14 protein-coding genes are annotated in these 13190 nt (G+C 69.2%); 13 read left to right on the top strand and 1 reads right to left on the bottom strand.

The annotated features are described in order from the left end of the window. Positions 1-713, bottom strand: a 713-nt coding sequence (locus CIK77_RS00005; RefSeq protein WP_114347169.1) for a hypothetical protein, incomplete at its 3' end; no start/stop codon positions are given. 6 nt (positions 714-719) lie between these two features. Here CIK77_RS00005 and CIK77_RS00010 point away from each other — a divergent pair. From CIK77_RS00010 to xerD, 13 genes are all read left to right on the top strand, one after another. Then, positions 720-1778, top strand: a complete 1059-nt coding sequence (locus tag CIK77_RS00010; protein WP_087055706.1) for a hypothetical protein — start codon at positions 720-722, stop codon at positions 1776-1778. Continuing rightward, entirely contained in the window at positions 1762-2799 is a 1038-nt protein-coding gene (locus tag CIK77_RS00015) for an HAD-IIA family hydrolase (RefSeq protein WP_087055705.1), read from the top strand. Before CIK77_RS00010 ends, CIK77_RS00015 begins: the two co-directional genes overlap by 17 nt. A 9-nt stretch (positions 2800-2808) precedes the next feature. Further along, positions 2809-2982, top strand: coding sequence for a hypothetical protein (locus tag CIK77_RS17530; RefSeq protein ID WP_170934193.1), 174 nt, complete (start codon positions 2809-2811; stop codon positions 2980-2982). After that, a complete protein-coding gene (locus tag CIK77_RS00020; RefSeq protein WP_087055704.1) occupies positions 2979-3773 on the top strand; it encodes a TlyA family RNA methyltransferase in 795 nt (264 codons plus the stop codon). Before CIK77_RS17530 ends, CIK77_RS00020 begins: the two co-directional genes overlap by 4 nt. 266 nt (positions 3774-4039) lie before the next feature. Continuing rightward, positions 4040-4480: an alternative ribosome rescue aminoacyl-tRNA hydrolase ArfB gene (arfB, locus tag CIK77_RS00025; RefSeq protein WP_087055703.1), complete on the top strand. Its 441-nt coding sequence runs from the start codon at positions 4040-4042 to the stop codon at positions 4478-4480. 123 nt (positions 4481-4603) lie between these two features. After that, positions 4604-5431 carry a transporter substrate-binding domain-containing protein gene (locus CIK77_RS00030; protein ID WP_212647507.1) on the top strand — a complete coding sequence of 276 codons (828 nt, stop codon included), beginning with the start codon at positions 4604-4606 and terminating at the stop codon, positions 5429-5431. A gap of 64 nt (positions 5432-5495) precedes the next feature. Further along, positions 5496-6167 (top strand): amino acid ABC transporter permease, encoded by a 672-nt coding sequence (locus CIK77_RS00035; protein ID WP_087055702.1) that lies wholly within the window; start codon positions 5496-5498, stop codon positions 6165-6167. After that, positions 6164-6889 carry an amino acid ABC transporter ATP-binding protein gene (locus CIK77_RS00040; protein WP_275543021.1) on the top strand — a complete coding sequence of 242 codons (726 nt, stop codon included), beginning with the start codon at positions 6164-6166 and terminating at the stop codon, positions 6887-6889. Before CIK77_RS00035 ends, CIK77_RS00040 begins: the two co-directional genes overlap by 4 nt. A gap of 127 nt (positions 6890-7016) precedes the next feature. Next, positions 7017-8003, top strand: coding sequence for an NAD kinase (locus tag CIK77_RS00045; RefSeq protein ID WP_087055701.1), 987 nt, complete (start codon positions 7017-7019; stop codon positions 8001-8003). Further along, entirely contained in the window at positions 8000-9685 is a 1686-nt protein-coding gene (gene recN / locus CIK77_RS00050; protein ID WP_087055700.1) for a DNA repair protein RecN, read from the top strand. Before CIK77_RS00045 ends, recN begins: the two co-directional genes overlap by 4 nt. A 168-nt stretch (positions 9686-9853) precedes the next feature. Next, complete coding sequence (locus CIK77_RS00055; RefSeq protein WP_087055699.1) at positions 9854-11539, top strand: CTP synthase; 1686 nt, start codon at positions 9854-9856, stop codon at positions 11537-11539. Positions 11540-11608: 69 nt separating this feature from the next. Beyond that, positions 11609-12169, top strand: a complete 561-nt coding sequence (locus CIK77_RS00060) for an NUDIX domain-containing protein (RefSeq protein ID WP_249268656.1) — start codon at positions 11609-11611, stop codon at positions 12167-12169. A 4-nt stretch (positions 12170-12173) separates the two neighbouring features. Continuing rightward, positions 12174-13076: a site-specific tyrosine recombinase XerD gene (xerD, locus tag CIK77_RS00065; protein WP_087055697.1), complete on the top strand. Its 903-nt coding sequence runs from the start codon at positions 12174-12176 to the stop codon at positions 13074-13076. Positions 13077-13190 lie beyond the last annotated feature (114 nt).

Below are 13190 nucleotides of genomic sequence, written 5' to 3' on the forward strand. Positions count from 1 at the left end.
AGCGCGGTGCGTGGCAGCGTTCCAGCGGTCGCGATGAGCGCGGCGGCGATCGGCGGTCTGGTGGGCGTGACGAGCGCGCCGGCGAGCGTCGATACGGCGACCGCGACGGTCGTGGCGATGGCCAGGGCGCCGGCGGCCGCGACGGACGTGGCGCAGGCCGCGGCTACGGTGCCGGTGAACAGCGCGGTGCGTGGCAGCGTTCCAGCGGTCGCGATGAGCGCGGCGGCGATCGGCGATCCGGCGACCGCGGAGCACGCGACGCCGGCGGTCGCGACGACAACCGAGGCGGACGGGCGCCCGACCGTCCGAACGATCGTGGGGGAGACCGGAACGATCGCCGCGGGGATCGCCGTGTCGATGATCGCGGCGCGCGCAGCGGGCAGGGTGCCGGAGGTCGCACGGACAGTCGAGGCGAGCGCTCCTTCGGCGGTCGCGACGACCGCGGTGGACGCGGTGCCGGTGACCGAGATGGCCGGGACCGCCGCTTCGGCGGCCGCTCGGATGATCGTGATCGGCGAGGTGCCGGTGACCGCAGGTTCGATGATCGCGACGGACGGGCGTCCGGCCGCGGCGATTCCCGTGATGACGATCGGCTGAGCAGCGGGCGCGACCCGTTCCTCCCGGATGACGTCGAGCCCAGGGAGCTGCCCGCGGGAGCGCGCAACGAACTCAAGACGCTGAGCAAGGAGAATGCCGAGCGCGTCGCACGCCATCTCGCGATGGCGGCACGCGAGATCGATGAGAACCCCGCGCTGGCGCACGAGCATGCGCAGGCAGCGGTCCGCCACGCGGGACGCGTCGCCGTTGCTCGAGAGACGCTGGCGATCACGGCGTACCGGACCGGTGACTTCTCGTTGACGCTCCGCGAACTGCGTACCCTGCGCCGCATCACCGGGCGCAACGAGCACATCGCGATGATCGTGGACTCTGAGCGCGGAGTAGGACGCCCGGAGAAGGCACTCGAGGAGGGCACCGGCGCCGTGCGTGACGAGCTCGATACCGCTCAGCGCGTGCAGCTGGCCATCGCGATGTCGGGCGCGCGCCTCGACCTCGGCCAGACAGAGCTGGCACTGGCCGAACTCGACATCAACGAGCTCGATCCGGACCTGGCGTACTCCTGGAGTCCCGGCCTGTTCGCCGCACGCGCGGCAGTGCTGGAGGACCTCGGGCTCACCGACGAGGCGGAGGAATGGGCACGCCGCGCCGACGTCGCCGCTGACGCCATCGCACAGGAGATGGCGCGCGACGACGAGCTCATCGTCGAGGAGATCCCCGAGATGGATCTCGACGAGGCCGGACCGGACGAGACACCGGACGTCTCCGCAGACGGCGAATCTCCCGCTGAGGCTGAGGCTGAGGCTGACGACAGCGAAGGCGGTGAAGCCGTCCTCGACGCCGAAACCGGCCCCGCGCAGGACAGCGACGCCGATGCGGCCGAGACCGCAGCGACGGATTCGGCCGATCCCGCGGAGCTCGACGACGTCATCGCACCGGTCGGCGGCGGTCCCGACTCTTCGGACGAAGAGCACTCCGTCAGCGAAGATGATTCCGCGAATGCGCCCGACGGCAGCGCGGCCGGTGCGGACTCGGACGCTGCCCCCGATCCGGATGTCGCCGTCGAAGACGAGATGAGCGAGATCCTGGTCGAGGCGGGAATCGACGAGCCCGCCGGCGCCGACGAGCAGTCGACGGAACCCGAGGCGGAGCATGATGAGCAGTCCGCAGCGGGCGCCGACGCGCAGAAGGGGGACGAGCGACCAGATGGCGCTCTTTTCTAAGAAGAAGGGGCCGGCGCCCCTCGACGGTGTCGACGTAGTCCTGAACGATCTCGACGGCGTCGTCTACGCAGGCGACGGGGCGCTCCCGCATGCGGTGGAGAGCCTGAACCGCGCCGCTGCGGAGGGCCGCAGGCTCGGCTACATCACGAACAACGCCTCGAGGACCGATGCCGCGGTCGCTGAGCATCTGCGCGAGCTGGGTCTCGGCACCCGCCCGGATGACGTGGTCACCAGCCCTCAGGCGGCGGTCGCGCTGCTGGCGCAGAAGGTCGCCGACGGCGCGACCATCATGGTCGTCGGCGGCGACGGACTCGTCGACGAGCTGCAGAAGGCGGGATACACGGTGACCCGCAGTGCGGAGGACGCACCGGCGGCCGTTGTGCAGGGCTTCTCACCCGAGGTGGCATGGACCGATCTCGCCGAGGCGGCCTTCGCACTCGCCGAACCGGAGGACGCCGGGGGCATTCCCTGGATCGCCACCAACACCGACTGGACCATCCCTCGTGCGCGCGGAATCGCTCCGGGCAACGGGACTCTCGTCTCGGCCGTGCACACCGCAGTGGGGCGGCTCGCTGAGGTCGCGGGCAAGCCGGAGGCACCGATCTTCCATGCGGCGGTGGAGCGCTTCTCTGCGCGCCGCCCGCTGATGATCGGCGACCGGCTCGACACCGACATCCAGGGCGCTCAGGCCGCCGGCATCGAGTCCGCTCTCGTGCTCACAGGGATCGACCGTCCCAAGCACGTGCTCGCGGCTGCGGCGAACGCACGCCCGACCTACATCGTCGGTGACCTGCGCGAGCTCTTCGACCCGTACCCGCTCGTCCGCCGCAGCGGAAACGTGACGAGGGTCGGCGACGCGTCCGTGGAGATCGACGGTCCCGACATCCGGATCCTCTCCGACGGCAACGAGATCGACCTGCTGCGCGCGGCCGCGCACGGAATCTGGGCCACCGGCAGGCAGATCTTCGGATTCCGCGTGCCGGAGCGGTTGTACGCCGATCCGTTCCACCGACAGCGGTAGCCTGGCCCCATGCAGGGCAGCGAAGAGGGCGCAACACCGGACGGCGCCGCCGGCGAGGACGGCGTGCTCGTCAGCCGAGTGCGCGTGATCGAGGGTCAACCGCTCGTCGAGCGCGCCGAGGCGTACCGCGCGCTGCACACCGAGCTCGCTCAGCGCCTCGAACAGGCGCCAGGCGAGGCATGAGCGCACGGCTCGACGCCGAGCTCGCCGCACGCGGTCTCGCCCGTTCCCGCACGCACGCCGCTTCGCTCATCTCGGACGGATCGGTGCGCGTCGACGGACGGATCGCCGCGAAGCCGGCCCAGCGCGTCGATCCGACATCCGACATCCGGATCGACGGGGGAGACCACTACGTCAGCCGCGGCGCCCACAAGCTGATCGCCGCGCTCGACGGCTTCGGCATCGACGTCGCCGACCGCATCGCGCTCGACATGGGGGCGTCGACGGGCGGATTCACACAGGTGCTCCGCGAGCGCGGCGCCCGCACGGTCATCGCGGTCGACGTCGGGCACGACCAGCTCGCGGCCGTCGTGGCGGCGGACGACGGCGTGCGTACCGTCGAGGGATACAACGTGCGCCACATGACGCCGGAGTCGCTGGCCGAGAGCAGCGGCATCGGCGAGCGGCCGACGCTCATCACCGGCGACCTGTCGTTCATCTCGCTGCGACACGTGCTCCCGGCCGCTGCGGATGTGCTGCCCGCGGGCGCGGACTGCGACGTCGTGCTGCTGGTGAAGCCGCAGTTCGAGGTCGGCCGCACCGGCATCCGCGAAGGCATCGTCGTCGATCCTGAACTGCGCGTCGCCGCGGTGCGGGATGTCGTCGCCGCAGCGGAGACGGTCGGCCTCGGTGCGCGAGGGCTGCTGCCCTCACCCGTGCTCGGCACCCACGGCAACCGCGAGATCCTGCTCCGCCTCGCACCGGGAGCGTCGACGCAGGACTGGACCGACGAGATCGATGCTGCCGCTCGCTAGGCATTCCGTTTCCGCGTCGGAGCCGTGCTCGCGTCGTCCCGTGCTTCGGTCATGGCGATCGGCCGTGTCGTCTTCGTACCGTTCTTCGACCGAGCGGGCACGACGCGCGGAGGGTGTGAAGGGCATCACATGTTCGTTTCGCCCGTCTGCGAGCCGACCCCTCGGCTGCCGATGAAGACGTCCTGCCGGTCTCAGCAGGGCCGGCCGCTGCTGGCCGAGGCGCGAGCGAGTCGACGAGCATCGCCGGGACGCGGGACACTGGGGGAGTGGACGATCTTCGCGTGCAGCCGGGCCCAGGTGCGCCGCGCGGTCTTGTGATCCCAGCGGCGGAGCTGATCGAACAGTTCTCGCGCTCCTCCGGGCCGGGCGGGCAGGGCGTGAACACCGCCGATTCCCGCGTGCAGCTGAGCCTGGATCTGGGTTCGACGTCGGCCCTCGACGAGATTCAGCGCTCGCGTGTGCTGGAACGCCTGGCGAGCCGGCTGAGCGGAACCGTGCTCACCGTCGATTCCTCCGAGGAGCGCGCCCAGCGACGCAATCGGGTCGCGGCACGGCAGCGCCTCGCCGAGCTGCTGCGCGACGCCGTCGCCCCGGAGATCGCTCGGCGCCCGACGCGTCCCACACGGGGATCGCAGCGCCGTCGTCTCGAGGGAAAGCGATTGCGCGGCGAGACCAAACGGACAAGGCGACGGCCCGGCGCGGAATGAGCGCGGGGCTTCGTCGTCGTGGGCGAAGCCGTCGTGCACTGTTTGACATGCATTGTCCGCGTGTATACGTTTCAGACATCCGGACACCGCGAACGCGGTTTCGGCGATGACGAAAGGCGCTTCGTGAAGATCACCAAGACCACAGCAATCGCAGCATCGACTCTTCTCCTGGTAGGCGGCCTGGCCAGCTGCAGCGGCGGCGGTGACGGAGGGGGCGACGGCGGCGAGGGCAGCGGCCTCGAGGACAGCTACGTCGTCGCCACTGACAGCTCCTTCGTGCCCTTCGAGTTCGAAGAGGACGGCGAGTACGTCGGATTCGACATCGACGTCGTCAATGAGATCGCGGATCGCGTCGGCTTCGAGATCGACCTCGAGTCCACGAACTTCGACGGCATCATCCCCGGCCTGCAGACGGGCGCCTTCGACATCGCGATCGCTGGCATCACTATCACCGAAGACCGCAAGAGCGCCGTCGACTTCACCAGCCCGTACTACAAGTCGGGGTTGCGCATCGGTGTGCCGGCCGACAACACGGACATCACCGGCGTCGACGATCTGGAAGGTCTCACGATCGCGACGCGGCTCGGATCGACCAGCGCCGACTACATCACTGAGAACATCGACGGCGCGACGCCGAACACGTACGAGCAGCTCGACCAGGCCTACCTGTCGGTTGAGGGCGGCGGCTCCGACGCGGTGCTCTACGACGCGCCGAACGTCGAGTACTACATCCTCACCGAGGGGGAGGACAGCCTGAAGACGGTCGGGGAACTGCTCGAGGCGCAGGACTACGGCATCGCGCTGGCGAAGGGCAACGAGGACCTGCTCGAGGCGATGAACGCGGCGCTTGCCGAGATGATCGACGACGGCACCTACGCGGACATCTACAACGAGTGGTTCGGCAGCGACCCGGAGTGGATCGACGAGCTCGCGGAAGCACAGGCCGGCTGAGCGTGCGGATGAGCGTGCGAAGTGACGGCGTCGATCCCGCGCACGGGCGAGGGCTGTCGACGCGATGAACATCATCACGGACTTCGACTGGTTCGGTGTCGTCGAGTTCTTGCCGCAGCTCGGCGTCGGTTTCCTCTACACGCTCCTGGTCGCCGGAGCCGGGATCGGAATCGGTTTCGTGCTGGGCGCGATCTTCGGACTGGCACGGCTGAGCCGGTTCCGATTCGTGCGCGGGATCGCCGTCGTCTATATCGAGGTGCTCCGCGGTACGCCGCTGCTGGTCCAGGCCATCTGGCTGTTCTTCGCGCTGCCGCTGATCATCCAGTACACGCTGCCGTCGCTTGTGGCCGGCATCATCGTGATCGGACTGAACTCGGGCGCATACATCGCTGAGATCGTTCGAGGCGCGGTGCAATCGGTCGACAAGGGGCAGATGGAGGCGGGCCGTTCGCTCGGCATGAGCCACCACATCACGATGCGCAAGGTGATCTGGCCGCAGGCCTTCAAACGGATGATCCCTCCGCTGGGGAATCAATTCATCGTCAGCATCAAGGACACCTCGCTGCTGTCGGTCATTCTCGTGCACGACCTGCTCTTCCAAGCCAGGACGATCGTCGCCAGCCATTTCAATGCCGTGGAGATGTACACGACGGTGGCGGTGTTCTACCTGGTGATCACGCTGAGCCTCTCCCTCGCGCTCCGATACACCGAGAAGCGATTGGAGCTGCGGTCATGATCATCGACGTCACGGATCTGCGCAAATCATTCGGCAAGAACGACGTCCTGACCGGCATCGACCTGTCCGTGGATGACGGCGAGGTCGTGTGCGTGATCGGTCCCTCCGGGTCAGGAAAGAGCACGCTGCTGCGATGCCTGAACCGGCTCGAGGACATCACGGGCGGTGAGGTCGTCATCGACGGGCACAGCCTCACCGATCCGAAGGTGCGCATCGACGACGTGCGCTCGGAGATCGGCATGGTCTTCCAGCAGTTCAATCTGTTCCCGCACATGTCGGTGATCGACAATGTGATGCTCGCACCGACGATGGTCCGCAGGCTCGGCAAGGACGCGGCGCGCGAGCGCGGTCGGGCGCTGCTGGTCAAGGTCGGGCTCGAGGACAAGGAGAACGCCTATCCGTCAAGCCTGTCCGGAGGCCAGCAGCAGCGCGTCGCGATCGCGAGGGCGCTGGCGATGGAGCCGCGGATCATGCTGTTCGACGAGCCGACGTCCGCGCTCGACCCCGAGCTCGTCGGTGAGGTGCTCGCGGTGATGAAGGGTCTCGCACTCGAGGGCATGACGATGGTCGTCGTCACTCATGAGATGGGCTTCGCCCGTGAGGTCGGCGATCGCGTGATCTTCATGGACGGCGGCGTGATCGTGGAGGAGGGAGACCCGGAACAGGTCTTCTCCCGACCGCGAGAGAGCCGCACGCAGGAGTTCCTGAACAAGGTGCTCTGAGATCGCTTCGCTTCCCGGTGCGCGCGTCGCACTGCGGAAGCGAACCGCCTGTGCAGAACGCGACGGGCCGCCGCGGATCCGACACAATGGGTAGACGTGTCGAATGCAGGAGAGAGCGGAGCGGACGATGGCTGAGCGCAGGATCCTGGTTGTGGCGCACGCGCATCGCGACGACACCGTCGATGCCGCTGTGCGGGTGGTCGACACCCTGCGGCGCGCCGGCGCCACGCCCGTGATGGAGCTCGCCGACCGCACAGCGCTCGCCGAGCTGGCCCCCGTGCTGGGCGACATCGCCGTGCTGGGTGACGACATCAGGGTCGACGATCTCGACCTCGCCATCGTGCTCGGCGGCGACGGCACGATTCTCCGCGCCGCGGAACTGGTGCGAGAGGGGACGGCCCCAGTCCTCGGCATCAACATGGGACACGTCGGCTTCCTCGCCGAGATCGAACGCGACAACATGGACGCCGCCGTCGCGCGCGCCGTCGCCGGCGACTACGAGGTCGAGGAGCGCCTCGCACTCGCCGTCAAGGTGCGGGACGGCGCGGGGCGGATCGTCTTCGAGAGCTTCGCACTGAATGAGGCTTCCATCGAGAAGGACAGCCCTGGCCGGATGATCGACGTCGTCCTCGAGGTGGACAGGCGCCCGCTGTCGAGCTTCGGCGCCGACGGCGTGGTGATCGCGACGCCGACCGGGTCGACCGCGTACGGCTTCTCCGCCGGCGGGCCCGTCGTGTGGCCGACCGTGCAGGCGATCACCGTGGTGCCGGTGTCGGCCCACGCGCTGTTCGCCCGTCCCCTCGTGGTCGGGCCGGAGCACGCCGTCGCGCTCGAGCTGCAGAACTCGATGGGAGGCTCAGGTGTGCTGTGGTGCGACGGTCGTCGCACATACTCGCTGCCGGAGGGGGCCAGGGTTTCGGTCAGACGCTCGCCGAAGCCGGTGAGGCTGGCGCGGCTGCACCCCGCGGCGTTCACGGATCGACTGGTGCGGAAGTTCCAGCTGCCTGTGCACGGTTGGCGAGGGCCGACGGGAACGATGATGACGACGTCCGTGAGCGTGATTCCGATCTCGGATGATCACGCGACGACGGAGGGGAACGAGGAGCCGGAGTGATCGAGCAGATGCGACTGCGCGGCCTCGGCGTGATCGCCGAGGCCACCATGCCGTTCGGGTCGGGATTCACCGCGGTGACGGGTGAGACCGGCGCGGGAAAGACCATGGTCGTGACGGGGCTGGGCCTGCTGCTCGGCGCTCGCGCCGACTCGGGTGCTGTGCGCAAGGGGGCGACGCAGGCTTCGGTCGACGGGGTGTGGAACGTGCCGGACGACGGTCCCGTCGTCGAACGGGTGCAGGAGGCAGGCGGCGAGGTCGAGCCGATCGGGAAGGGGAGAGGCGAGCTCTTCCTCGGCCGCACCATCTCCGCCGAGGGCCGCAGCAGGGCCAGCGTCGGCGGACGCGGTGCCCCGGCCGGCGTACTGGGTGATCTCGCCGAGCACCTCGTGGTCGTGCACGGGCAGTCGGAGCAGCTGCGGCTGAAGTCGCAGGCGGCTCAGCGCGACGCGCTGGACCGCTTCGGCGGTGATGCCGTGCGCACGCCCCGCGCGGAGTACGCGGAGGCGTACGAGGCCTGGCGCACCGTCGACGCCGAGCTGGCAAGGCTCATCGAACAGCGCGACGCCCGCGCCGAGGAAGCGGAGCGACTGCGCGACACCTTGGCCGAGATCGAGCAGGTCGATCCGGAATCGGGGGAGGACACGGATCTGGCGGCGCGCGCCGAACGGCTGGCCAACGCCGAGCAGCTGCGGGCCGCTGCCGCCACCGCGCGCGAGTCTCTCTCGAGCGAGGAGGACGCTCCCGACGTCTCCGGACTGCTCGCAGAGGCCCGCCGAGAGCTCGAGCGCGCGGCGGATCCGGCGCTGACCGGCATCGCCGAACAGGTCGCAGAGATCGGATACCGCACGGCTGACCTCGCCGTCGAGCTGTCGAGCTTCCTCGCCGACCTCGATGAGCAGGGCCCGGTGGAGCTCGCGGCGGTCGAGGAGCGCAGGGCGGCGGTGAATGCGCTGGTGCGCAGCCATGGTTCGCTCGACGAGGCGATCGCGCTTCTCGAGACCGGGTCGGCGAGGCTCGCGGAGCTCGACGACGACGGCGAGCGCGTCGAACGCCTGGCCGGGTTGCGCGATGAGGCGCGCGAGGTCCTCGATGATCGTGCGGCGCGGCTGACCGCGGCGCGTGCGGAAGCGGCAGGGCGGCTGTCCGCCGCTGTGACCGAGGAGCTGCACGCGCTCGCCATGCCGGACGCCGAGCTGACCGTGAGCGTCGGACCGGCGCCGGAATCGACGCACGGCCGCGACGAGGTCTCCTTCCTGCTGGCCCCCCATCCGGGGGCGGAACCGCGACCGGTGTCCAAGGGCGCATCGGGCGGTGAGCTCAGCCGCGTGATGCTCGCGATCGAGGTGGTCATCGCCGAGACCGACCCGGTGCCGACGTTCGTGTTCGACGAGGTCGATGCGGGCATCGGGGGCGCGGCGGCGATCGAGGTGGGCCGCAGACTGGCGCGACTCGCCGAGCGCTCCCAGGTGATCGCCGTCACGCACCTCGCTCAAGTCGCGGCATTCGCGAACAACCATCTCTCGGTCGTGAAGGCCTCGGACGGCACCGTCACCACCTCGAGCGTTCGAGCACTGTCGGGCGAGGAACGCGAGTCGGAGATGGCCCGGCTGCTCTCCGGCATGTCCGACTCTGGCGCCGCGCTCACCCACGCCCGCGAGCTGCTCGCCACAGCATCGGTCTGAGTCGCGCGAGATCGCTCAGGTGCGGAGGACTGCCGCCATGGCTGCGGGACGGTGGCTTCTCCTCGCACCTGAGCGGCGGGAGGCGCACGATGCAGAGCAGAAACTCAGGCGCGTTTCGTGCCAGGATGATCGTCAAGCCGAATTCGACCGTTAGGATTGAAGCCCGTGATGCAGACTTCTGATGCTGGCCCCACGGGCAAGACCACCAAGCAGATTTTCGTAACGGGCGGTGTGGTCTCCTCGCTCGGCAAAGGCCTCACGGCAGCGAGTCTCGGCAATCTTCTGACGGCGCGCGGCATGCACGTCGTGATGCAGAAGCTCGACCCGTATCTGAACGTCGATCCGGGAACGATGAACCCGTTCCAGCACGGCGAGGTGTTCGTCACGGATGACGGTGCGGAGACCGACCTCGACATCGGCCACTACGAGCGCTTCCTGGGGATCAACCTCTCGGCCGCGGCCAATGTGACCACCGGGCAGATCTACTCCAAGGTGATCGAGCGTGAGCGCCGCGGCGAGTACCTCGGCGACACCGTGCAGGTGATTCCGCACATCACCGACGAGATCAAGCGTCGGATGCGTCTGCAGAGCCAGGACGACCCGCAGCCGGATGTCATCATCACCGAGGTCGGGGGTACGGTCGGCGACATCGAATCGCAGCCGTTCCTCGAGGCGGCCCGTCAGCTGCGCCACGAGTTGGGCCGCGACAGCGTCTTCTTCGTGCACGTCTCGCTGGTGCCGTTCATGGGGGCATCCGGGGAGCAGAAGACCAAGCCGACCCAGCACTCCGTCGCGGCCCTGCGGCAGGTGGGCATCCAGCCGGACGCGCTGGTGCTGCGCAGCGACCGTCCGGTCACCGAGGCGAACATGCGCAAGATCGCGCTGATGTGCGACGTCGAGGTCGACGGCGTCGTCAACACGGTCGACCTGCCGAGCATCTACGACATCCCGTCGACGCTGCACACCCAGCGTCTCGACTCTCACATCGTGCGCCGTCTCGGCCTCGCCAAGGCGACCGACGTCGACTGGACCAGATGGCAGCGGGTGCTCGCAGCCGTGCACAATCCGAAGCACGAGGTCACGATCGGTCTGGTCGGCAAGTACATCGACCTTCCGGACGCCTACCTGTCGGTCACCGAGGCCATCAGAGCAGGCGGCTTCGCACACGAGACGAAGGTCAGCATCCGCTGGATCCCGTCCGACGAGTGCGAGACGCCGCAGGGCGCGCGTGAGCGCCTCGCCGACCTCGACGGCATCTGCGTGCCAGGCGGCTTCGGCATCCGGGGCATCGAAGGCAAGCTCGGCGCGCTCCGCTTCGCACGCGAGCAGGGCATCCCGGCGCTCGGGCTGTGCCTCGGCATGCAGTGCATGGTGATCGAGTACGCGCGCAACGTGGCCGGACTGACCGGGGCATCTTCGAGCGAGTTCGACCCGGAGACGACCACGCCGGTCATCGCCACGATGGCTGAGCAGGTCGAGGTGCTCGACGGCGGCGACCTGGGCGGCACGATGCGCCTCGGGCTCTACCCGGCCAGGCTCGCGGAGGGCTCGCTCGTGGCCGAGACCTACGCAGCGACGGACGTGGCGGAGCGGCATCGCCACCGCTACGAGGTCAACAACACCTACCGCGGTCAGCTCGCCGAGGCGGGGCTCGTGTTCTCGGGGATCAATCCCGACCTCGACCTGGTCGAGTTCGTCGAACTGCCGCGTGAGACGCACCCGTACTACGTCGCCACCCAGGCGCACCCCGAACTGCGCTCGCGCCCGACAGCCCCGCACCCGCTGTTCAGCGGCCTCGTCGGCGCGGCGCTCGAGCGCCACAGGGCGAGCGAGCTGTTCGAGGACGAGGACTGACAGGAGACAGGGCCAGCAACGGCATCCGGCACTGAGGCGGGGAGCCGCGGCCGGATCGAGGGGAGAGCAGTGGAACTGAGGGACGAACCGTTCGGCGTGGAAGTCATCGACACCCGCACGGGGTACACCGGGCGGGTGTGGGACGTCGTCGAGGATCGACTGCGATACGGCGGCAACGAGCTGGTGCGGCACTACGTCGACCATCCGGGGGCGGTCGCCGTCGTTGCGATCGACGAGCGTGACCGGGTGCTTCTGCTGCAGCAGTACCGGCATCCGCTGCAGGCACGTGACTGGGAGATTCCGGCCGGCCTGCGCGATGTGCCGGGCGAAGAACCGGTCGAGACGGCCAAACGAGAGCTGGCGGAGGAAGCCGACCTCACCGCGAGCGACTGGTCGCTGCTCGGCGAGTTCGCGCTCACGCCAGGCGGCAGCAACGAGCGCATCCTGATCTACCTCGCCACGGGCCTGGACGGGACTGACGAGCCGTATCCGCGCGACGCGGAGGAGGCGGACATCCGGGTCGCATGGCTCCCGCTGCCCGACGCGATCCGCGCCGTGCGAGACGGCAGATTCGTGAACGCGACGACCGCGCTCGGGCTGCTGACGGCGGCCGATCGGCTGCGCCAGTAGCGCCATGCGCATCGAGCGTGCGGTCGATGCCTACCTGCGGCACGTGACGATCGAACGCGGGCTGAGCGACCACACCGTGGCCGCCTACGAGCGCGATCTCGGCGGCTATGCCGCGTGGCTGGTCGGTCATGGCGTCACGGACGCAACGGCCGTCACGGCAGAACATGTCGCGGAATTCGCCGCCGACCGCGCGGCCGCCGAGCCGCCTGCTGCGCCGTCATCTCTGGCGCGGATGCAGTCGTCCGTGCGGGGACTGCACCGCTTCCTGGCGCGAGAGGGGCACACGCCTGACGATCCCAGCGGCAGGCTGAAGCCGCCCAAGCAGCCGATGAAGCTGCCGAAGGCTCTCACCATCGAGCAGGTGGAGCGCCTGCTGCGGGCGCCGAGTGAGGACGAGTCGGTCGGCATCCGGGACCGTGCCCTGCTCGAGCTGCTCTACGCGACGGGTGCGCGCGTGTCGGAGGCGATCAGCCTCGACGTCGACGATGCGGCGCACGACGACATCATCCGGCTGCGAGGCAAGGGCGACAAAGAGCGCATCGTTCCGGTCGGGTCGTTCGCCCGCGACGCGGTTGCGGCCTACCTCACCAGGGTGCGACCCTGGTTCGCCGCGAAGGGGAGGGGCACCTCGAAGCTGTTCCTCGGTGCGCGCGGGGCGCCGCTGTCGCGCCAGAGCGCGTGGCTCGTGATCCGTGCCGCGGCGGAGAAGGCGCAGCTGACGGAGCACGTCTCACCGCACACGCTCCGGCACTCGTTCGCGACGCACCTGCTGCAGGGAGGTGCCGATGTGCGCGTCGTGCAGGAGCTGCTCGGCCATTCGTCGGTCGCGACGACCCAGATCTACACGCACGTCACCGCCGACACGCTGCGGGACATGTACACCACAGCGCACCCCAGGGCCCGCTGAGCGGCGCCCGACACGACTGGCTCCTGCGTCGTCGTCGGTCACGGGACTCTCGGCCTTGCGCCCCACCTCCGCCTGGGAGTCGACCGTGTCGGACGCCACTCGGGGCGCGACGAA

The organism is Microbacterium sp. JB110, assembly GCF_003335195.1.
GTDB lineage: Bacteria > Actinomycetota > Actinomycetes > Actinomycetales > Microbacteriaceae > Microbacterium.